Origin of the sequence: Rothia sp. HMSC065B04 (genome assembly GCF_001812285.1) — a bacterium.
GTDB lineage: Bacteria > Actinomycetota > Actinomycetes > Actinomycetales > Micrococcaceae > Rothia > Rothia mucilaginosa.
This window is the reverse complement of the sequence record NZ_KV808408.1, coordinates 248,736-271,163: the sequence shown is the minus strand read 5'-3', so window position 1 is coordinate 271,163 and position 22,428 is coordinate 248,736. Positions and strand designations below refer to the sequence as shown.

Genomic DNA, 22,428 nt, shown 5'->3' with positions numbered 1-22,428 from the left:
CAGGGGGCAGCCGTAATACTTTACAGTGATTGATATCTTGAATGCCCCATAGGCTCTCAGGGATTACTAAGGTGCTTTTTCGTGCATTTTGAGCTCAAAATAGTCTAAAATGAATCGTGTAACACATCAATGATGATTCGATAACATCTACCCTCTCACCGGGGCGCGACCACAGCAGTCTCAAAGATGAGTTCACCAGTACCTCTAGCCCACGGCGTGAGGTACACCCGAGGTCACTTCCGGACAGGGTCTGAAACCGCGGCACCTACCCGAAGTTTCACCCCCTTTCACGACCTCGCCCAACACGCCATACAACCACGCGCCCGCCGCCGGGTGCCCCGAGCCTGCCTCGGAAAAAATCAAGGAGTTCACCGATGCTCTCACCCGACCGCTCTTCGAGTACCCGTTCCGCTACTTCCCGCCTCTTAAGCCGCCGCACCCTGCTACTCGGTGGCGCGGTTTCCCTCATGGCTGGTTGCGCCTCCGATATTCGCCCACTGAGCGAAGAGGCAAAAGCTAAGGTAGGCTCCCCCGCCCCTTCCGCGAGCGCTTCACCTTCTGCATCTAGTTCGGCATCTGCTACCGCTACTTCCTCCGCGAGCGCTTCGGCAAGTGCTTCAGCAAATGCCACAAGCAGCTCGTCCAGTGCGGCACGCGTACCCGTCTCCGAGGATGCGCTGGTCGAGGGCTGGCAGAAGTACCCCGGACCCCTGAAGCTGACCGGCGAATACATGGGCGAGTACCAGCCCGCAACGGATTCTTCCCCTGCGAAGAACGTACCCAAGCCTCTCAAGACCGTTCCGCACCGTGAGGACCCGACCTTCCAGGGCGCCTACGAGACGTTGCGCGCCTACTACAGCGCCCAGATCACCACGCTCAAGGATGGCCGCTACGCGGATCAGGCGATTGAGCTGACCTACCCGGCAGACAAGAGCGCCATTGATGAGGTCAAGGCGGTCAAGGAACTGTATGAGCAGAACGGCTGGTACATGGACTTCACGTGCACTATTTCCATGCGGAATACGGAGCCGCGAACTGCCCTGAAGAACGGTGACGGCTACGTAGAAATCATGATGGACGCCAAGTATTCTGCCACCGCCATCCATCAACCGGACGGCTCCGAACGCAAGATACCGGCGATTACTCAGGTAGCCATTCCGCACGTGATGCTCTACACCGAGGGTAAGTGGTGGCGAATCGGCAACGACTATCTGAACGAGCGTCTGAATGGCGGCAAGGGCTCTTCCGATTCTTCCGACTCTTCTAGTTCCGGAGGTTCCGGTTCCGCTGGTTCTAGCGGTTCTTCGGGTCGCGGCTCCACTAAGGTCTAAATCCGCAGGGGTCTAATACCCCCGGTCGAGAGCCGCCCCATCTCACCAATTTCATACGCGCTAGCCCAAAGTCGTTGAGGCACAGTTCCCCCTGCACCTCACCGACTTTGGGTTATTGTGCCTTAAAGACAATGTCCAGGGTTTTTTGACGAAGTTTTAAAACCAGTCTTCTATAGTAAGAAGTGGATACTTCATACCGCCGCAGTTCACGCTTCGGCACACTCGTATCCCGGTACTTCCCCTGTACCGCGCACCATACAAAACGATGAGGAAGAGTCTCTCGTACGCATCGCAGCGTTGCGAGTTACCTCGATCAACCACTTTCAGGAGATACCATGTCCTTCCGGCCGAGTGCACACACCAGCCCCTCTGCTAACGACCGAAACATGTTGACCCGCCGCGCCGCGCTCTTGGGCGGTCTGACCGCCGGCGCTTTCGCCCTGGCAGGATGCGCTTTCAACAAGGATATTCGCCCCACCGGTACCGGTGATACTTTCTCCGGTTCCCCGAGCGCTTCCGCCTCCCCCTCGGCTTCGGCTTCTGCGTCGCCTTCTGAGTCTGCCTCGGCTTCGGCATCCGCTTCGTCTTCGTCCTCGTCCAGCCGTACCACCGCGAAGATTATTCCGCCCGACGAGTTCTTGAAGGACTATAAGAAGTACATTGGCGACGTCAAGTACGAGTACAAGCCCGCCATTGCACACTATGTTGAGCCGACCGACACCTCCCCCGCGAAAAACGTCCCAATCCCGGTCATTGATACGGTGGCTCAGCGTACCGTCTCCCTCGAAGGTGCCTACAAGACCCTGGCTGCTTACCAGAGCGCGTACATTGCCGCGATGTACAACGGCGACCTGCAGTACCTCAAGGGACTGGTCCACGGCGCTGACAGCGGTCTGGTCAACAACCTGAAGGCTATCGCTAAACTCTACGCTGCGGGCGGTTGGACTAAGGACTACGAGAGCAAGCTGAGCATCCGTGACGATCTAAATGCGAAGGCTCTTGCCTCTACCGATTTGGCTGTTGTGGCGTTCCCCTGCCGGGATGTTGTCAAGGAATACACCATCTACCAGAAGGGCACCGGTGAGGTTCAGAAGGCAAGCACCCTGGATGTCGTGATTTACGTGGTGTACGCCGAGGGCAAGTGGCGCGTGACTAGCCGCGAGTACTTCGTGTCGGAGTACAGCGACCGATTCCGCCAGGTCTTTGAGGGTCCCTCCTCATCGGCTTCGGCAAGCAAGTCCAGTGGTGGCGGCTCCGGTAGCTCTAGTTCCGGTAGCAGCAGCGATTTCAAGATCTAGGCGCTGAGACTCTAAACTCCAAGATTAGGATTTGAGCGCAGCACCCCTGACGAAAGCGGGGCGGGTATCAACTGATACCCGCCCCGCTTTCGTATGTTTTTGTGCCGCTGTTTTTGCTCCGCGGCGCTCCCGGCGTAGCAATATAACCCGGCACAGCAACAGCCCCGCCCCTTGGCAACTAGGAAAACCAAGGATGCGGGGCCGTGCAATACTATCTGGCGCACCGCCTCTAGGAGGTGGAACGCTCACGCAGACGCTCGTGAACCTCGCTCACAAAGCGGTTCTGATTATCGCGAGCATAATGCACGACCTCACCGATGACGGTAATAGCCGGCGCCTTAACCGATGCGCAATCCGCCTGAGCGTTCTCAAGGGTCGTGACAGTCACGCGCTCCTTCTCAGAGAAACCGTTCTCAATGATTGCCAGCGGCGTGTCAGCCTCAATCCCACGAGAGAGCAGAGACGCCACCGTATCGGGCAGGGTACGAACGCCCATCAGCAGCACCACGGTGCCCTGGGCACGCAGGGTCGCCTCAACCGCCGACACTTCGGTCTCCGACAGGCCGGAGTGACCAGAAATGACGGTGAAAATCGAGGATACCTTACGCAGGGTCACCGGAATCGCAGCACGCGCAGGAACCGCAATGGCGCTGGTAATGCCGGGGATAACCTCAGCCTCCAGGCCGGCGGCGATGCACGCATCCAGCTCTTCAGCGCCGCGACCGTACACGTACGGGTCGCCGCCCTTCAAACGCACCACGGTCTTACCCGAGAGCGCGTAATCAATCATGAGCTGCTGAATGCGGGACTGCGGAACAGCGTGCTTACCGGGAACCTTGCCCACATCAACGATGAGGGCGTTCGGTGCGTACTCGCCGTACTCCTGCGGGGCGAGGTGATCCAGAAGGACCACGTCCGCCTCGCTCAGGGCACGTGCCGCACGCAGGGTCAGCAGGTCAGCGGCACCGGGGCCGCCACCCACAATGTAGACCTTGCCGGGGTTCTCAGCAGGCTCGCCGGGCAGAAGAATGCCGCGTTCCGTCACGCTATCGTCCAGGCTGTGCCCGGGCGCCCCGCCCGCGAGTACTTCGTCGATAGTGGCGAACTCGCGGGGCGGGAACGGAGGAATCTTCGGGCACATACTATGCTGCCGGGACCGGGTTGAGGTCACTGGGCTTACCCACGGGAATCTTGGTACCGGTCAGCAGGACGGTGTCGGACTCGCCAGCTTCTGCCGCCGCAATTTCCTCGGGGGTTGCGGGGCGAATCTGCTCGCGCTCCAGCACGTACAGGTGCGAACCCTCGTCGCTGCCGTTGGGCTCGTTAATGAAGGCGCGGAAACGGCGCAGGCGGCGCTCGTCGCGCAGGGTTGCTGCCCACTCGTCCTCGTAGGAGTCAACGTGACGCTGCATGTCGCGCTCCAGGTCCTCGCACACGCCCAGGGAGTCCTCAATGAGGACCGACTGCAGGTGTGCCAGACCGTCGCCGTGCTCCTCATCCAGATCCTCAAGCCAGCGAGCGGTACGCTGCAGCTTGTCCGCGGTACGGATGTAGTACATCAGGTAGCGGTCAATGTAGCGGATGATGTCCTCGCTGGAGGCGTCCTTGACGAAGAGGCGACCGTGAGCGGGGTTCGCACCACCGTTACCGCCCAGGTACAGGTTCCAGCCGTTGGTGGTTGCAATCAGACCAACGTCCTTGCCCTGTGCCTCAGCACATTCACGGTTACAACCGGAAACACCGAACTTGAACTTGTGCGGGGAACGCAGACCGCGGTAACGGTTCTCGAGCTTGACTGCCATGCCGGTCGAGTCCTGAACACCGAAGCGGCACCAGGTCGAACCCATGCAGGACTTCACGTTACGCAGGGACTTACCGTATGCCTGACCGGACTCGAAGCCGGCATCCACCAGGCGTTCCCAAATGTAGGGCAGCTGCTCCAGGCGAGCACCGAACATACCGATACGCTGTGCACCGGTGATCTTCACGTACAGACCGAACTCTTCAGCGACCTCTGCGATGACGCCCAGCTTCTTAGCGGGAATCTCACCTGCGGGAATACGCGGAACGACGGAGTAGGTACCGTTCTTCTGCATGTTTGCCAGCGCACGGTCGTTGGTCTCCTGAATACCACCGCGGCCTGCGTCCAGGACGTAGGAGTTGCGGAAGGAGGAGAGAATCGACGCAACGGTCGGCTTACAGATAGCACAGCCGTCGCCACCGCGGCCGAAGCGTGCCAGCACGGAGTCGAAGTCATCCAGGCTGGTCAGGCGCACAGCCTCAGCCAGCTCAGCACGGGAGAAGTCGAAGTGCTCACACAGTGCCTTGGAGACGGTCAGACCCATCTTCTTCATCTGCTGTTCCAAAGTCTTCTGCAGCATCGGAACACAGGAACCACACTGGGTACCCGCGGTGGTGCAGGACTTCAGGGATGCAACATCGTGGTTGCCGTCAACGATAGCCTCGCGGACAGCACCGAAGCTGATGTTGTTGCAGGAACACAGGATTGCGTCGTCGGGCAGTTCGGTGTCGGGGATGCCGTCGCCGCCGCCAGCTGCGGTCAGGTAAACGTTCGGCTCAGCGGGCAGTTCGCGGCCGAGCAGGGGCTTGAGAGAGTCGAAGGGAGCGGTGTCACCGACGAACACGCCACCGAGCAGGGTCTTTGCGTCGCCGCTGGTCACAATCTTCTGGTACATGCCGCGTGCGGGGTCTGCGAACAGAACCTCGAGGCAACCCTCGGTGGTACCTCGGCGATCACCGAAGCCGGCAACCTGAACGCCGGAGAACTTCAGCTTGGTTGCGATGTCGAACTCTTCAACCTGAGCTTCTTCGTTGTCGTTGAGCAGGTTAGCTGCCACAGCGTCAGCCATAGCGTTAGCCGGTGCGACCAGGCCCCAGGTGCGGCCCAGCACGCAGGCAACCTCACCGATAGCCCAAATGTGCTCGTCGGAGGAGTGGCATGCGTCGTTGACGAGAATACCGCCGCGCTCACCCAGTGCCAGGTCAGCGTCGCGTGCCAGCTCGTCGTTGGGGCGAATACCAGCACCGAAGACCACCATGTCGGCGGGCAGGGTGCGGATTTCTGCATCCTCAGAAGGAGAATCTGCGATGGAGACGGAGACGACGTTGCCGTCAGCGTCCTTGTTGATACCGGAGATGTACACGCCGGTCTCAATGTCAATGCCGGTTGCCTTAATCTGGGCGTTCACGGCGTAACCGCCGCCCTGGTCAACCTCAACGGAGAGCAGCCAGGGTGCCACGTCCAGGATGGTGGGCTCTGCGCCCAGGTCCTTCAGACCCTCAGCTGCTTCGAGGCCGAGCAGACCGCCACCGACGACGACACCGCGGGGTGCGCGGCCGAGGGTGGACTGCAGGCGCTTGACCTCGGAGACCATGTTCTTCACGTCGTCAATGGTGCGGAAGACGTGTGCGGCGTCCGAGTTAAGAATGGGGATACGAACCGCGCGGGAACCGGTTGCGAAGACCAGCACGTCATAGGGGTACTCGTTGCCCTCGGTGTCGGTAACAACGCGGCGGGTGCGGTCAAGCTTCTCTGCGTGGCAGTTGTTGACCAGGTTGATGTTCTCTGCATTCCACAGTTCGGGATCACCGAGGGTCAGGTCCTTCTCGGTGTCCTTGAAAATCTTCTCGATAGCAACGCGGTCGTAGGGGATGTAGGGCTCATCGTTGAGGACGGTGATGGTGTCCGCTGCGCGACCGGCAGCTTCAGCGCCTTCGTGGTACGCGCGTACAAAACGCCACGCAGCGGGGCCTGCGCCGACAACGAGAATGTTGCGGGGGGTGTGCGACATGGATTTTCCTTCCTAGTTGTAATGCAGGTAGTTCATGGCACTTATCTACCCTCAGTGTGCGGCTGGATCGTGCCCGGTATTGGAACTCCTAGTTTCCGTACCGTTGGGCTCGTACCTGATGCGTACCGAGTAGTTGAAGCGCCCGCTTCTTTAGAATGCATCTGAAAATTACGAAACATTTTTGTGTGGGATTATGTTGTTTTCTTCAGGCAGTCAAAAGGCGTTTTAAACTACGACTTTTATCGTACACTCTAGCGCGGGGTCGAAGCATCGAAAATCCGTATTTTTTGGGAAAATTTTCCAAAAAATCCGCGGAATACCGGGCTGGAATAGGGTATTCTTACCTTATCTAAACCTAATTTAGGTAAGGCTAATCTATGAAATTTGAGATCATCTTTTAGGGTAAAAATAACCTTTAGCACCCTCCGCGTGCCCCATTTCCAAATGTGGGTTTCATAAGGTAAACTCCAAACAAAGAACACACGAACCGCTATTGTGTCCTGCACCCCGCGCGGCGCAGACCACCACTTCGAAAGGAAACCCCCATGGCTGAGAACTGGGTACGCATCTGCGCCGAATCTGACCTCGAAGAAAACTGGGGTGAAGTCGCCCTGGTCGACGGCTACCAGTACGCCATCTACAAGACCAAGCACGGCATCTTCGCCAGCGACCACCTCGACCCGCACAGCCAGGCACTGGTCCTCGCACGCGGCATCGTCGGCGAGAAGAATGGCAACCCCACCATCACCTCCCCCCTCTACAAGGAGGTCTACGACCTGACCACCGGCGAGTGCCTCTCCGACCCCTCCTACTCCATCAAGGTCTACCCCGTAGAGGTCCGCGACGGCGACGTCTACCTCAAGACCGCCTAAACACTCACACTTCACAACTCAAACACAGCAACACAAAAAACCTCGGGAACATAACGTCCCGAGGTTTTTTGTATGGATTTTCAGAAGCCCCGAATCAGGTGAGTGAACAGCGAGCGCACTAGCCTGATTTTAAGTCATCTAGGCGGCATCCAGCTGGGCAATAGCGGCATCCATGCGGTCAATAAAGCACTCCGCCACCACGGCAGCAGAAGCACCACCCTGCGCGTTCACCAGCGGCGAGGCAACCTTCACCGGCACACCGGTCGACTCAGCATCACGGCGCATCTTACCGGCGAAGAAACCCTCCGCTAGAAGGTAGGTTGCAGCAAACTTAGGCTGATGCTCAGCAACCACCTCGTGGAACTTCGGATCGATAGCGGCAACGAAGCCGTGATGCACCGGGGTGTTCAGTTCCTCAGCCAGCAGCTCAGCGGCACGGCTCATGTCCGCGCGACCATCAGCACGAGAAGAACCCGCAGCACCCTGCACAACAGGGCCGTCGCCGGGAGTCCAACCAGCCTCTTCCAAGCGGGCGCGGGTCAGTGCGGCAAGGCGCGCATCCGGGCCCAGAGACTCGCCAATACTAATACGCTCAATACCGCTATTGCGTGCGGCACGGCGCAAATCCACCTGAGTGTGGAAACCGGTCGACAGCAGAATCGGCACGATCACGCAGGGCTCATCATTGGGCAGAGAGGCTGCGGCATCATCAACGCTGGGAGATTCCACATCCACATATGCGGCGTGGATACGGTACTCCACGCCGTCGTTACGCTGCGCGAGCAGGAACTTGATCTGCTCACGAATCAGCGTAATAGCCTCGCGACCGGCGACCGAGTCGGTGCCGTGCGAGGTTGCGATTACATTCAGAATAGTCATATTTCCATTGTATGAAAGGAACACCCCGCTTCCCCACTCATGAACACGAGTGACGAAACGGGGTGTTGCACGAAGGCTAAATTTTAGCTCTTGCGGCGGCGTGCCACGACCAGTGCGGTACCTGCAGCCAGGGTGATAGCACCAGCTGCTGCTGCGAACATAGCGCCGGATGCGCCGGTCTGTGCCAGCTTCGAGGAGGAGCTACCGGAGGTCGAGGAACCACCTGCGGAAGAACCACCGTTAGAGGAACCGCCGTTGGAGCCGCTCACACCCAAGTTGTCGGAGGCGCCGGAACCTGCGTCAGAACCGCCGTTGGAGCCACCCTTGTGGCCGGCTGCGTTCTGGTCAGCGGTGCTGCTCTCAGAAGCAGAAGCGCTCGCGGATGCAGACTCACTTGCGGAAGCGCTCGCGGACGCGGATGCACTCGCAGATGCAGACTCGCTAGCCGATGCGGTCACCGATGCGCTGCTGGAGCTGCTTGCGGAGCTCGATGCGCTCGCAGAAGCGCTCGAAGAAGCAGACGCGCTAGCGGATGCAGACGCGCTCACCGAGGGGGTCACAGCGGGAACGCTCGGAACCGCGGTCGGGGAAGCGCTCACCGATGCGCTCGGAGTTGCAGAAGCACTCGGGGCTACAGAAGGAGCCACGGATGCGGTCGGCAGAGACGGCGAGGTGGGCTCTTCCGAAGGTGCTGCGGTGGGTTCTGCGGTCACGCTGGGCTCAGCGGTTGCAGAGGGTTCCACGGTCGGCTCAGCAGTCGGTTCTGCGGTGACAGAAGGTTCTGCAGTAGCAGAAGGCTCCGCAGTCGGCTCAGCGGTGGGAGCGACGGTCGGCTCAGCGGTGGGAGCAACGGTCGGCTCAGCAGAGGGTGCCTCGGTGGGCGCAACAGTCGGCTCAGCGGACTTAGTGGGCTCTGCGGTCGGCGCCTCGGTCGGAGCAACAGTCGGCTCCGCAGTCACGGTAGGCTCAGCAGAAGGCTCAGCAGAAGGCGCGACGGTCGGCTCAGCAGTCGGTGCCACGGTAGGCTCAGCAGACTTAGTCGGCTCAGGTGCCTTAGTCGGCTCAGGTGCCTTAGTCGGTTCAGGTGCCTTGGTCGGCTCGGGTGCCGGGGTCGGTGCCGAGTTCGCTGCCAGGCGGTTCAGCCACAGCTGATCCTCATAGGTGTTCGGGTTCTCGAAGCTGGTCGGGTAGATAATATCGCCGTTGGGCAGCTCGAGAGCGTTGTAGCCGCCGCTCTTGTCGGTCTTGCGCATCGAGGAGAGCACCACCTCGTTCACCTTGTTCAGGTTGTCATCCATGAACACCAGGCGGGAGCCGGATGCGTCCACCACGACCACGTTACCCGCGCGGGTCAGGAACATGGTGGCAACCTCGGTCTTCTCGAAGCCCTCAAGAGTTGCGGACTCGCGGACCACGCTGAAAGTGCCGTTCTCGTACTTGAGAATCTGCACCTTACCGCCGTACCAGTTGTTCCAACGGTAAATGTAGCCCTTGGGGCTGACCAGGGTCGAGGGTAGGGCGGTGTCGTAGCCTGCGGGTGAAGAGTTCGGCACCAGGGACACGCCGTTGCTGCTCATGTGCAGCAGGTGACCCTTCTGAACCACCTTTTCGCCGGCCGCATCGTAGATGGAAGTCGACGGCGCGTACACGAAGCTGCCGTCGGGCAGCGGTGCGAGGGTCACGGTGTTGTTGGAGAACGAGTCGCCGTAGTACTCGTCGAGCGAGTATGCGTTCACAACCTGCGGGTCGATAGAGTCGGGCTTCGGCAGAGCCTGCGAGGTTGCCTTGCCGGATGCGTCAATGATGGTCAGCTTGCCGCCACCCTGGCCGTCAACGCTGACGATGCCCCAGGTGTTGTTGGCGGGGTTGTAGCCGATTGCCTTGACGGTGTTGGCGCCGAGCTCTGCATCGGAGTAGGTACCGGAGGAGACGAGCTTACCCTCAGCCGTCACGGTGTACAGCTCGGGCTTGTTGGTCTCGCTGCCGATGACGAGCATGCGGTTGCCGTCAGCATCCACGGCGAAAACGCCCTTGTTGGCCTTCAGTACGCCGGTGTCGGTCATCTTCAGGTTGGAGCTGGTCAGCACGGTGTAGGTGGTGTCGCCGCCGAAGCTCGGGGGTGCCACGTGCACGATGTGGTTCTGGCCCAGACGTGCGGTGTTCTGGGGCAGGTTCACGCCCGCACCGGTGTTGTAGGACTCAGCGACGCTGTAGGCGCTCTTGGGGGTGTTAGCTGCGCTACCGTTGTAGGAGATGCTCAGCGGGTCGAGGCTGGCGCCTTCGTTGTAGAAGTCGGAGAAGGCGTGGTTACCGTCGGCGGTCAGGTTCGCGGAGATGCCGCTGATGCTGACCACACCGTCCTTCTCGCTCTGCTTGGCGGTGCCGGTGCTCAGGGTCGCCATCTTGACTTCCATGGGGCCCTCGAACTTGCCGGAGGCGTAGTTTTTGGTGCGCACGGTCATGTAGAGGGAGCCGGTGCCGTCAGCAAGGTTCAGTTCCACGCGGGGGTTGGAGAAGGTGAGGTTCAGGGCGCAACCAGTTTCGGGGTCTTGACCTTCGGCGCAGTGGCCGGTGAACCAGAGGCGGCCGGCAGCCTGCAGGGTGACCTGCTTGCCGTCTTCAGAGACGGTGGTGGAGGTCGGGGTGAAGGTGAACTGCTTTGCGGTTGCGTCCCAGGCTGCGCCGTCGGTCATTTCGCGGGGCATACCGTTGTAGGACAGGAAGGAGGCGCGCACGCCCCAGCCGAAGGACGCGCCGGCGGTTGCCTGGTCGCCTGCAGCGACGTTCTGTGCGGCAACGTTCTGGGCAGCGATATTAATGTTCTCGGCGAGAACGGGTGCCAGGGGCAGGGCGACAGCGCCAGCGACAGCGAGGGCGCAGGCTCCCTTGGAGAGGCGGGTGCCAGATGTGAAAATCTTCATTGGTGTGTATCCATACTATCGACACTGTTAGGACAGGCTTACTATATCGATAGCGTGAGTATTTCTCAACATCAGGTTCCAAGAAACCGTTTTGTGACAAACCACCCCACAGCACACCGACAGGGCAATACCCCCTCAACAGGCAACAGGGGCCGCTACTCCCCCACCCCCTACGCGACTAATCCTTCTTCGAGGTATGCATGCGTGACATGCCCAGAGCACCAAGAATCAGGCCACCGCCCAGGGTCACCAAAATCGGCAGAAGAGGCGAACTCTTATCCATGTTGCGGGTAATCTGCGCCTCCGTTGCCTTCACACCGTTCGGCGATCCGGGATCAGTACGAACCTGAGAGGAAGAACCGTTCAGAATCGCGGCACGGCGAGACTGAGCCGCCGAATCGGTACCCGAGGGCAAATTAGACTCGGGGGTCGCCACCTCAACAGGCTGCGCCTCCCCGGTGCGGTACCCCAGCGCCGAGGAAGACGCGGTGGCAGGGCTACCGGCAGCGCGCGGAATAGAAATCGTGGCGTCATTAGTACCCGGAGCCATAGCACTGTCGGCCTGAATTCCGCGGGTCTTAGATTTGGAACCCGCGGCGGGTGCCTTCGTACCGGATGCGCCCGCAGTATCAGCGGGAGCCGAAGAAGACGCGGAAGACTCCACAGCTGGGTTACCCTCGTCCTTAGAGGAAGAATTAGATGACGAGCCACCATTCTCGGCAGACGCCTGGGTCACCGTAAAACGCACTGTATTGAGCTGAAGGTTACCATCATCACCTGCGTCGAAAGCCGCCACCAGGTAGGTCCTACCAATCTGCAGGGACGCACCGGGCACGCCAATCACAGCCTCGAAAGCGCCCGCAGAAATGGATTCCGGGCCAACGTGCACAATGGCGAGCGCATCACCAACAGTGTTGCCGTTGGAGTCAATTTCCATGACGATCAGGTCGTAGCCCTTCTCATTCCGGGGGAAGTTCGTGGCACGGACCGTGACGGGCTTCGTGTCATCCTGAGAGTCGCCCTGCGAATCCTGAATGGATAGGTGCGCTTTGCCATCCCTCTGGTTCATCGGATCGTACACGCTGTTGTCTTCGGAGATAACGTACTGCCCAGAATCATGGTTCTGCGGGTTATCTACAGTACGGCGAACCGTGTCACCGTTCGCATCGGTGGATGACGTAGCGGTCGGCGAAGGCAGGTTTACCGCCTCGGGACTTGGGGTGGCAGTTGCATCAGCAGTTTCTGCTTCTTCACGCTCAATATCGACCGGCGGTTCGGTGGGCTTTGCCTTACCGTTGCGCGGGTCAGCAGTCTCAACCAGGCGGTTCCCCCGCTCAGTCACAAAAAATTCGTAGGAGACACCGTGCGCGGTGTCCTCCAGAACGATCACGTACACGACGTTAGAGTCCGTCGCCGGGCTCATCAGGAGGCGAAACTCCCCCTCCTTGGTCCCCTCAGCTAGGGCCGGGCTTTCCAGGACGGAGCCACCATACTCACCGGAAGGGGCGTAGAAGTTCACATCAACCAGAACACTGGAGGCCTCCAGATCTTCAGGGAAACCCGTCCAACGTAGAAGATAGCCGCCATCCTTGAGCTGCGCCTTCATGGTGATGGTGGAGGCGGCGCCCTGCGTCTCCTGGTTGTCTTCAGCCTGGTTCGTGTTCAAGGTCGCGGTTTTTTGCACGGCAGAGTGGGTCGTGACGGGTGCTTCCGTTGCGACAGAGGGTACAACAAGCCCGCACTGAAGCCCCGCAACCAAAACGGTTGCGGTGACAATACGGTGCTTCGCTGAATAAATACTCATGCAATGCGTCTTTTCATGATGGAATTGTGCGTGCTACTGCCCATTCTTCATGCGCCTCAGGGAGCCTTTCGGGAGCGCCATACACCCGGATTTGTCGTACCATACTCCGCTTCATATTTCAGGTGAAGAAGACCTGACAATAGCTCGCATTTATTTATCGGTTATTTCAACCCTATCACGAACCTTAAGGTTTATTCACGCGAGGGTAGAGTTTTTTTGAACACTCTGAACAAACACCCCGAACACGCGACTCGCCCCCGCTATCTGCACCTACAGATAGCGGGGGCGAGCATTCCTCATGAAACGAAAAACATACTGCACACGGCCGGCAGAAAACGCCTGACTAGCGCATTAGCCACCCAAGAAACCGCGGCGGTGAGCCATCCAGGCGGCACCAACCACGAGCGCCAAACCAACGCCGCCAAGAGCCCAGAAAGCTACGCCATGCTGAGCAACCTCTTCACTAGCAGGAGCCGCAGTGGAAACCGCAGCCTTCACGCCGTCCTGACGATCAGCATTCGCGTTGGAGTGCACCTGGGTGGTATTCGAGTTCACCGTAGCGGAACGATTATTAGATTCCGAATGAACCACGGGGGTGAAACCCTTATTGCCATTACCAGAAGCTGCCGACGCCGCCTTTTCTTCATCCGTCAAAGCATCCAGCTTCGCGGTAGCAGCGATAGATGCCGGATCAGAACCCGAACTGTACGCCGAAATCTGATTGGTGCGGGTCGGTTCAAAAGCCGAACGCGGAGCTATCGTACGTGCCTGAGCCAAGGCCTGCAGAGCCTGACGCTGACGCTCAGCCTTCGCTTCCTTTGCCTTGGACATGGCGCTCACCGCATCCAGAGTGGAGCGGGGTGCGCTCGCGGCAGACTGACCCGAGCCCGACTGGGTATCATCAGAACGAGTCGAGACGGCACTAGTAGCAGCGGAGGGGCTACCCTGAGTGGTACCGGTCGCCTCGGCCGCATTGGCGCTGGGCGTGAGCGATGCGCTTGCATCCTGGCGGGGCGATTCATCCTTCGTCAAGGAGGTTGAGTTGCCGGTCGCCTCGCCACTGACCTTGAATCGCACCGAGACAACTTCTTCCGCATACTCAGTATCGTCCGCACGCACCAGGTAGGCGGTGTACACCGAGCCGGTCTTCAGCAGAGAGCCGGGCATGCCAACCTCTTCTTTGAACGCGCCATTCACAATGCGATCAGAGCTGATGCGTGTAATGGACAGCGCATCACCCTTATGGTTGCCACTCATATCGGTTTCAACCACGATCAGGTCGTAGCCAGCCGCATTCGCGGCCAGACGCTCTGCACTGATAGTCACCGGCTTGGTTTCCTTATCGGAGCGAACCTCAGCATACGCAACCTTCAGTTCCGTAGCGCTCAGGGTCTGAATATCGCGAGAAGAGGTCGATCCGCCGGGGATCTGCTCCAGCTTCTGCGTGTGGGTTTCGGAGTTCGGGTTTTCAGCAGACTCGGAAGGCACCTCAGTCTTAACCTTATCCTTGCTACCCTTCTGATCTGCAGCCTGCTGGTTCTTCTGCTCCTCTTCACGGAGCTTTTCCATCGTCTTCAGCTCGTCAATGGTCGGAACACGGTGGGCGTTTTCCTTCTTATCCACCATAACCTCGTCAGGGTCATCCTCAATCGGGATAACGTGCGGAACGAGGGAACCCTCAGAAATCATGAATTCGCCATAACCCGCGTCGGAGGTCACAAGATCCATGGCACTAATGGAGTAGTAGCCCTCCTGGGGCATCTGCGGCATCTCAAAGGTGACGAGCATCGAGCCGTCGTCCGCACGCTCAACCTGCATTGCGGAGGGCTCGTAGGTGTCAGACCCAAGCAACGTGCCAGTGGCGTCGTAGTACTGCATTACCAGGTACACCCTAGAGGCATCGCCCACGTAGCCGCCCTCATAGAGGGGCGCGAGCTTAATGGTTGCCTGACCGTCCTTGATGGACTGAATCTGAATCTCAATGGTATCGACCTCAATTTCGAGGTCTTCGTAGGGGCAGCTTGAATTAAATTCGCTATTAACCAGAGCCGCCAGGCAATCATTCACGTTAATTGCTTCAGCCTCTACTGCGGAGGCGCCAGGAAGCACAAAAGCGCTTGCACCTAAAGCGGCTACAAGCGAAAGAGCATGAATGCGTTTCGGAAGTCGAGTGATAGTCATGTGCGCCATTTCGATCGATGTAGGCGCAAAGCGTGGACTAGGGAAGGCTCACCACAAGCCGGTGTTTCTATCCAGGTATTTGCGCACCAGTACGTCGGTTACACCCTAGCCTAACACGGATATTGCACTTAATGTTGCATTGCATTCACGTGCTAAAACTTTATGTCGCGATAATTGCCGAAATAAAAGGGAATTAAATACTTTACTGAGATATAAATAACGCAAAATTCGAATGTCAAAATATATTCCCCAGAGTGCACCAAAAAGAAATTTTTACACCACCCTAAGGCGCACCAGACCACCGCGCAATAGAGTCAAACATCCGGGCACACAGAAGGCGCCCCACCAAACACGCACCCACTCAGCACGCATCCAGCAGAACGCCTCCCACTCAACAAACTCCCCTACAGAGAGCCACGCCTCACAGCGCTAAGCAACAAATAGCTGAACTACTCGGCACCCAGCTCCTCAGCACCCTCAAGGCGGCGACGATACACGTTAACCGCAACAGCAGTACCCACAAAGGCAACCGAACCCAGCAGAGCAATACTCAGCGGCAAGGTACCCTCCGGCAGCGGGCCATTATCCTGAGCACTCGCCTCCAGCTTCGAACCGGCAGAATCACCGCGCGACTTCGAGCTACGCGTATAGAAACTACCCGAACCTGCAGCACCCACATTCTCCTGAGGCGAAGCAACAGTCACCGTCTCCCCCTCAGTAGACTGGTAACCCAACAGGTTCACCACGGTACGCCCCGGCAACATCACTGCATAACCAGACATCACCATCGTCGAAGGAACCACCGCAGTCTCAGCCACAGAACTACGAGCCTGCGCGGTAATCGCACGCGCCGACTGCTGCGCCTGCACAATATAGCCCAGAGCGCTATCCACCGAGGGAATCTTAGCAACAGAATCAATCACCAAACCCTGAGCGTCCGCAGAGGTATCTGAAGAGCCCACGCGACCTGAAGGGGCCGAAGGGCTCACACGCTGGTTCGCATCAGAAATCATCGGGACCTGCGGGTGAACAACAGTATTCGTAGGCTTCGGAGCCGGGTCAACAGGAACCGCACGCTGAATCACGCTCACACCAAAAGCACTGGTCGCCATGAGCTGCAGCTCCTCAGTGGAGTTACCACCCACCACAACCACACGGTAGCGCTTACCCGCATTCAAAGAGGTACCGGGAACCTTCAAATCAGCAGAGAAAGAAGCATCAGTCACCTGCTGAGGGCTCACATGCGTGGTCGCCAGCGGCGAACCCACGGCACCGCCGTCAGCAGGCATTTCAAAGACCATCACGTCATAGCCCAGGCCACTCTCCGCAACGTTCCTAGCGCGCACGCTAATCGGCTGCAGCTCATCCGATCCGCGCAGCTCTGCGGTGGAAATTTCCAGGGTCGCCTCACGGGTCTCCGCGGGAGCCCGATCGGAGCGGGAGTGCACCAGCAGACGATCCTCGGTCACCTCAGCGGGCGCCGCATCATCGGTAGAAGAACTCACCGAAGCAGAAGCACTGGCAGACGCACTCACCGAGGCGCTAGCAGATGCACTCACAGAAGGACGAGCAGAAACTTTCTGCGATGCAGACGGCGCTTCAGAAGGTGCCGGGGCGACCGTCGGGCGCGGGCTATCCTTCGCGGCACTCGGGGATGCGCTGGGGCTCAGGGACACCTCGGGGGCAGGATTCGCCTCCACGCGGTTAGCACGGGGAACACCGGGGGTGTCCGGGAAGAAAATGTTCTGGCTGCTAGCCATAATCTCGTCGACTGTTACACCGTACTCGGGCATAAACTCAACGGAGACAGTCTCGCCGTTGCTCAGATTCTCAATTTCCACCATGTACGGCTGCTCAACGTTGAGGCGCTGGTGGATGCTCAGCTCAATATTGCCTTCTTCATTCTTTGAGGCAGTCATCTGGGCTGCGGGTACGGTCATGGTCGCCACAACGCCATCTTCAACGGAGATGGCGGACAGGCGAACCTTCACCTGGTCCAGGGAATTTACACCGCCGATTTGCAGAAGAGTGTAGTCGCCAGTCTGAGCCAGTAAAACCAAGGAGATACTGTGCTGAACCACATCAGTGGCAACGGCGAGCGGAAGTTCAGGCTTTTCAGGCTGCTGAGTCTGAGCGTAGGCAACAGGCGCGAAAGTTGCGGGAGCAAGAGTTGCAGGCGCGAGAGCACCCCCCAAACCGAGGGTTGCGGACGCTACTAGCGCCGCGCCGCGAGCAGTTCGCTGCGTGGAAAACATGGTCACCTATTTTCGTGAGTGAGTGTGATGAATCGTCGTGTGACTCCTGCGCCCAAAGGTCGGAAGTAGGCACAGAATAACGGTTCTCTGATATCGGTGACCGGAGGCGCTTCACAGCGACTCCTCACCTCGGGTGAACGAGGTGGTAAAGAGTGATAGTACCGTCTATGACAGCACTCTAAATTATAGGTATAACCTTAGAAAAAGTTAAAGATGTAGGGACGCCCGAATCTTGCATTTCGGACATCCCTACATCTATATGCGTATTTTGCCTAGTGGGGCAATAATTGACCCGTTTTAGCGGCGAGAACTGAGCTGCATCTCACTACGGCGACGGCGGCTCAAACGCATACCGGCAAGCAGTGACAGCGATCCAGCGGCACTAATGACCAACATATTGGAGGCGCCGGTAGCCGCCAACTGCTCGCGCTTCTGCTGGGCACCGGAGGCAACCTTCTGGGAGCCAGATGCCTGTGCTTCGGCCTTCTGCGCGTTGCCCTTCTGCGCTTCAGTCTTCTGCACAGAGGTATTCTGTGCAGAAACATTCTGCGCGGGAGCACCCTGAACACCAGCCGGAGCGTCCTTCTTCTGCTCAGCACCGCTCTCCCCCGCCTTCTGCTCGGTAACAGAAGCCTGATCAGCCGCAGGCTCAGTAGGCACCGAAGCATCGACCGCGGGAGTCTCGACAGCGGGAGTGTCGGCTACGGGAGCCTCGACAGTGGGCGCATCCTGCTCAGGGGTAGTGGGCAGGCTATCCACGCTATCGCGCTCGACGGTAAAGCCGCCATTGACCATGCGCACAGTACCCTGCTCATCCTCCGCCACAGCACTCACACGATAGGTGGCACCGGACTTGAGCTCCGAGCCGGGAATCTGCACCTGTGCGGTGAAAGCACCGGAGTCGTCAATCTCAGAGACATCAGCCGACGCAATCACGCCGCCGGTAGCCACTCCGTATTCATCGATAGCGCTAACCATCAGGTGCACCGAGCTGACGCCGGTGAAGCCCTCTCCACGCAGGGTCAGGGTCTTTGCGGAATCGTTTTCGGGAACTACGGTTTCTTCTACGTGCAGGCGGGCGGTCATCACGGGGTTAGAGGTGTTGTTCTGTTCTTTAGTGGTGTCGTGGACGCGGTCAAAGACGGTATTGCGCGGCAGGCTGTAGTGGCGGCGCGGGTCGTTCTCGGGCAGTACGTGGTCGAACTGCTCGACGGGGCTCGCGGCAACTGCCTGAGCGGACTGAGCATTCGAGGTAGCCTGCTCAGACTGCGCACTCGGGGTAGCCTGGGCGACCTGCTCGGGCTGCGCTTCCTCTGCAGGCTGCTTCTTCTCGAACTGTGCCTGCTCCGCCATTGCACGCTCAGCGGTAGCAACCGGAGCGGAGCCATTCTGTGCATTCCAACCATTCATGAAGGGAACCTCAACTTCCTGGGCGGTGTAACCATTAGCGGCAGAGGGCGCAACCTCAATGCTCAGCACGTAGCGCAGGTCTTCGTGAACAGCCTGCACTTCTTCCAGCCTGGATCCGGGCACTTCAATGCCGTCCAGGAGGGTGCCGTTCATAACGTCGGCACGCGCGGGAGAGGCAGCGAGCAGGATGCGGTTACCCTGGCTATCCAGGGCGTAGGTGTAGGTCATGACTTCAAAAGCCTGCGCCTCACCCAGACCGGTGACCTTGTAGACGACAAGGTTCTTATCCTGCGGGATTTCCAGCTGCCCCGAAAGAATCTGAGCATTGAGCGGCTCATCCTGAGTATTTGCGGGCAGCAGCTCCAGGGGTGCGGAGGAGTTGTAGGAGGGATCCTCCGTCGCGTAGCCCTTGGCAGGGTCAACCACGGCAGTTGCGACAACGTACTGCTGGTTGGGGTCGAGGGTACCTGCGGGCAGGGTCAACTGGGTGCTGAAGCGGCCACCGTCCACATCGAGTTCGGGCACGAGGGTCATCGTCACTGCGGAACCGCGCCCCAACGCGTAGAGGGGGTACTGGCGGTATTCGCTCACGTACACCGCCACACCGTAACGTTCAACGGCACCGCCGGTGAAGCCTTCACCGGTGACGGTGATGCTCTGGGAACGTGCCGGGTTAATGACGACACCCTGCTCGACGTACACCTGCGGGGAGGTTTGGGTGGCAACGTTTTCGATGGGGGTTGCGTTTGTTGCGGAGGGGGGATTGTCGGGTTCTACCGCAGTCGATGAAGCAATTCCGCCATTATTTTGCACCTGCACATCTGCGTGCGCAGCACCAACACCGGTAACGGACAGGACGGATGCAGCAATAGCGGCTGTTGCACGGGTTTTTGAGTGAGCGGGTTCGGGCATGGAACACACCTTTTCTGTGAGTGTGAACGATACCCTCCGGAGGGTGCCACGGAGTGAAGATGGTTGGATACCTCTTCAGGAATGAACACTATAACGCACGGACTAGTCATAACATTCCTGTAATAGTGGAAGTTACCGCGAAGGGAATCGCTCTATTTATCGGTAATTCCACACTAACAATACTTTTTAGATTATTGCTGTAAATACGCTTTACGTCCTGACTATTTTCTTGTGCAATAACCCACATGGAATATTTTTTACCCTCCAGAACAGTATCAAGAGCACTCAAATTACATGGACTAGGCGAAATTTTTCAACTCTCCCTTGAGGTTCAAGGTTTTATTGCATGCATATGCAGTTTTAATGGATTTGAGATAAAAATATTCTGCACATTCATGCATTTAATTTATTTCTTTTAAGTGAAAAAATGCAGGTCACAGCACCTTTTCCCGCACATTGATTAAAAGCGTGCGTACCAATAACCACGCACAAAATAAGTCGACAAAATCATTCCGTTACGCCAGCCTGCACCCCCAATACGGAAGAGCCACCCCTCTCACCCCGCTTGCCGCACACACCTTGCCACACACAACTACCCCCCCCCAGATCCAAAGAACAGCTCAACAAAAACTGTTGACATACAAAACTGCTGACATGCAAAAGTGCCGCCAATACCCTTTCAGAGTATTGGCGGCACTTGAATCACTCACCTTGCGGCGAGTATCAGATATTCAGAGCCTAGCCTATAGAGGCTGAGCTATTAGAGGCTGCGGCGGCGCAGGAGCATCAGTGCAGCACCAGCAATCAGAGCTGCGGCGCCAACGCCTGCGATACCTGCAACACCTTCAGCACCGGTGTTAGCCAGCTGCGGCTTCGAGGAAGCCGAAGAAGAACCCTTGGTGCCGGAGACACCTACAGTGTGGCCCTTGGAGTTAGAGGAGGTAGCAGCGGATGCGTTACCAACCTTAGCCTTGGGTGCCTGAGAAGTGGGCATGCGGGTCTCGGTTACGACAACCGAACCATCTTCGCGCATTTCAGCGGTGAAGACGCTGGTGGTGCCGTCGCCGTTATCGCGAACAGTGGTGTTGTCACCCTCGGTAGCTGCCGGCAGGGTCGGTGCGGGGTTGTTCGCATCGCTCACGGTAGCGGTGGTGACTGCCACCTGGTGTACCGGGCCGTTGGGGTCGCTGGTTGCCACCATTGCGTAGGCGTAACCGGGCTGCAGCAGTTCAGCAAGAACGCTGACCTTGACGCGGAAGGTGCCGTTCACGATTTCAGAAGCGGGCACATCGTGGGTTGCCAGAGCATCACCGGTGATGTTGCCGTTTGCATCCAGGCGGAAGATAGCGATCTGCACACCGTTAGCGACGGACTCGTGGGTGAAACCGGAGCCGTTGAAGGTCAGAACGTTGTACTGGTCGTTCGGGTTCAGGGAAGCATCCTCGGTGGTGAGGGTTGCGTTCTCGGGTGCCGCGGGCGCCTCAGGAGCGGGGGTCTCGTCAGCCTTGGGGGTCTCAGCCTTGGGGGCTTCCGGAGCAGGAGTTTCTTCCTTGGGAGTCTCAGTCTTGGGAGCCTCGGGTGCCGGGGTCTCGTCAGCCTTCGGGGTCTCGGGTGCCGGGGTTACGGGAGCGGGAGTCTCGTCAGCCTTGGGGGTCTCAGGCTTGGGAGCTTCAGGGGCGGGGGTCTCGTCGGTCTTCGGAGCTTCGGGAGAAGCGGAATCGGTGACCTTGAAGGAGGAGAGAGCCACGAGCTTCTGGTCAGCCTGAGCAGCCTGAGGGTTGCTCACAGCAACCAGAGCGTAGGAAGCGCCGGCGGGCAGCTTGCTTGCCTCGACAGTGAAGGAAGTCTTGAAGGAGCCATCCTGAATCTGGTCCGCAGACACGGACACGGTGGTGATGGCGTCACCGGTAATCTGCTGGTTCTCATCCAGCGCGTAGATGCTGACCTGAACGCCGGGGCCGACCTTCTCGCCGTAGAAGCCGGTACCAACAACGCTCACGGTGTTAAACTGCGCATCACCGGAGAAGCGTGCGTTCTCGATGGAGACGAAGGGGTTAGCCTGCTTCGCCTCGGGAGCCGGGGTGGAGGGAGTGGTGGGCTCGGGGGTTGCGGGAGCAGGGGTCTCTGCCTTGGGAGCCTCGGTAGCCTCAGCCTTAGGAGCTTCAGCCTTAGGAGCCTCGGTTGCTTCAGCCTTGGGAGTCTCTGCCTTAGGAGTCTCTGCCTTGGGAGCCTCGGTAGCCTCAGTCTTAGGAGTCTCTGCCTTGGGAGCCTCGGTTGCCTCAGCCTTAGGTGCTTCAGTCTTAGGAGCTTCAGCCTTGGGGGTCTCGGTTGCGTTGCCGCCAGGCAGGGAAGAAGTCTGAGCAGTTGCCTTCTGGTCGACAACCTGCTGCTGGTCAGCGGGTGCTTCTGCCGCAAAAGTTGCCGGGATTGCTGCCACGGAACCGGCAGTAAAGGCTGCCGCTGCTGCGATCTTGTAAACGCGACGGGTAGTCTTCGACATTTTTCCTCGATCTCTGATTATCGGTGTTGAGCCTACCGTGGTTCGCCCCCGTCTTTGAAGGTGCAGTAGGCCCACTACATGGGTGTGACTGCTAAAAGGCTAGCATTTGCCCCTGGACGTTTAGCATGCTTACCGCCATCTTTGCCCAACTGTAACGAAATCGTTATAAAACCACCCCTTAAGTTGAGGCTTAATGCAGACCAATCCGGGAATTTTACGCCCATCTACTGACACACGAAGGCATATAACCCTA

12 protein-coding genes are annotated in these 22,428 nt (G+C 58.6%); 3 read left to right on the top strand and 9 right to left on the bottom strand.

Features of this window, described 5'->3' with window-relative positions; translation table 11 throughout:
- Nucleotides 1-374: 374 nt before the first annotated feature.
- The gene (locus HMPREF2845_RS04465; protein ID WP_070633990.1) at nt 375-1,331 is read left to right on the top strand and encodes a DUF6318 family protein; all 957 of its coding nucleotides are present in this window, start codon (nt 375-377) and stop codon (nt 1,329-1,331) included.
- A gap of 335 nt (nt 1,332-1,666) precedes the next feature.
- Nucleotides 1,667-2,629 carry a DUF6318 family protein gene (locus HMPREF2845_RS04460; protein WP_070633989.1) on the top strand — a complete coding sequence of 321 codons (963 nt, stop codon included), beginning with the start codon at nt 1,667-1,669 and terminating at the stop codon, nt 2,627-2,629.
- A gap of 229 nt (nt 2,630-2,858) precedes the next feature.
- Here the strand turns inward: HMPREF2845_RS04460 and cobA are convergent, their stop codons facing one another.
- The gene (cobA, locus tag HMPREF2845_RS04455) at nt 2,859-3,770 is read right to left on the bottom strand and encodes a uroporphyrinogen-III C-methyltransferase (RefSeq protein ID WP_070633988.1); all 912 of its coding nucleotides are present in this window, start codon (nt 3,768-3,770) and stop codon (nt 2,859-2,861) included.
- A gap of 1 nt (nt 3,771) precedes the next feature.
- On the bottom strand, nt 3,772-6,441 hold the full coding sequence (gene nirB / locus HMPREF2845_RS04450; protein WP_070633987.1) for a nitrite reductase large subunit NirB: 2,670 nt from the start codon (nt 6,439-6,441) through the stop codon (nt 3,772-3,774).
- Between the two features lie 545 nt (nt 6,442-6,986).
- Between nirB and nirD the strand changes: the two genes are divergently transcribed.
- A complete protein-coding gene (gene nirD / locus HMPREF2845_RS04445) occupies nt 6,987-7,313 on the top strand; it encodes a nitrite reductase small subunit NirD (protein WP_060824684.1) in 327 nt (108 codons plus the stop codon).
- A gap of 138 nt (nt 7,314-7,451) precedes the next feature.
- Here nirD and HMPREF2845_RS04440 read toward each other — a convergent pair whose 3' ends face one another.
- The 7 genes from HMPREF2845_RS04440 to HMPREF2845_RS04410 all read right to left on the bottom strand — a co-directional run bounded on the left by HMPREF2845_RS04440 (nt 7,452) and on the right by HMPREF2845_RS04410 (nt 22,175).
- Nucleotides 7,452-8,192, bottom strand: a complete 741-nt coding sequence (locus HMPREF2845_RS04440; protein ID WP_065423850.1) for a sirohydrochlorin chelatase — start codon at nt 8,190-8,192, stop codon at nt 7,452-7,454.
- An 83-nt stretch (nt 8,193-8,275) separates the two neighbouring features.
- Nucleotides 8,276-11,113, bottom strand: coding sequence for an HtaA domain-containing protein (locus HMPREF2845_RS04435; RefSeq protein WP_070633986.1), 2,838 nt, complete (start codon nt 11,111-11,113; stop codon nt 8,276-8,278).
- A gap of 178 nt (nt 11,114-11,291) precedes the next feature.
- On the bottom strand, nt 11,292-12,779 hold the full coding sequence (locus HMPREF2845_RS04430; RefSeq protein ID WP_246824597.1) for an enoyl-CoA hydratase: 1,488 nt from the start codon (nt 12,777-12,779) through the stop codon (nt 11,292-11,294).
- 489 nt (nt 12,780-13,268) lie between these two features.
- Nucleotides 13,269-15,098: a hypothetical protein gene (locus HMPREF2845_RS04425; protein WP_246824596.1), complete on the bottom strand. Its 1,830-nt coding sequence runs from the start codon at nt 15,096-15,098 to the stop codon at nt 13,269-13,271.
- A 449-nt stretch (nt 15,099-15,547) separates the two neighbouring features.
- Nucleotides 15,548-17,353 (bottom strand): propanediol dehydratase, encoded by a 1,806-nt coding sequence (locus tag HMPREF2845_RS04420; protein WP_070633983.1) that lies wholly within the window; start codon nt 17,351-17,353, stop codon nt 15,548-15,550.
- Between the two features lie 297 nt (nt 17,354-17,650).
- A complete protein-coding gene (locus HMPREF2845_RS04415) occupies nt 17,651-19,675 on the bottom strand; it encodes an adhesin (protein ID WP_070633982.1) in 2,025 nt (674 codons plus the stop codon).
- 760 nt (nt 19,676-20,435) lie between these two features.
- Entirely contained in the window at nt 20,436-22,175 is a 1,740-nt protein-coding gene (locus tag HMPREF2845_RS04410; protein ID WP_070633981.1) for an LPXTG cell wall anchor domain-containing protein, read from the bottom strand.
- Between the last annotated feature and the right edge of the window lie 253 nt (nt 22,176-22,428).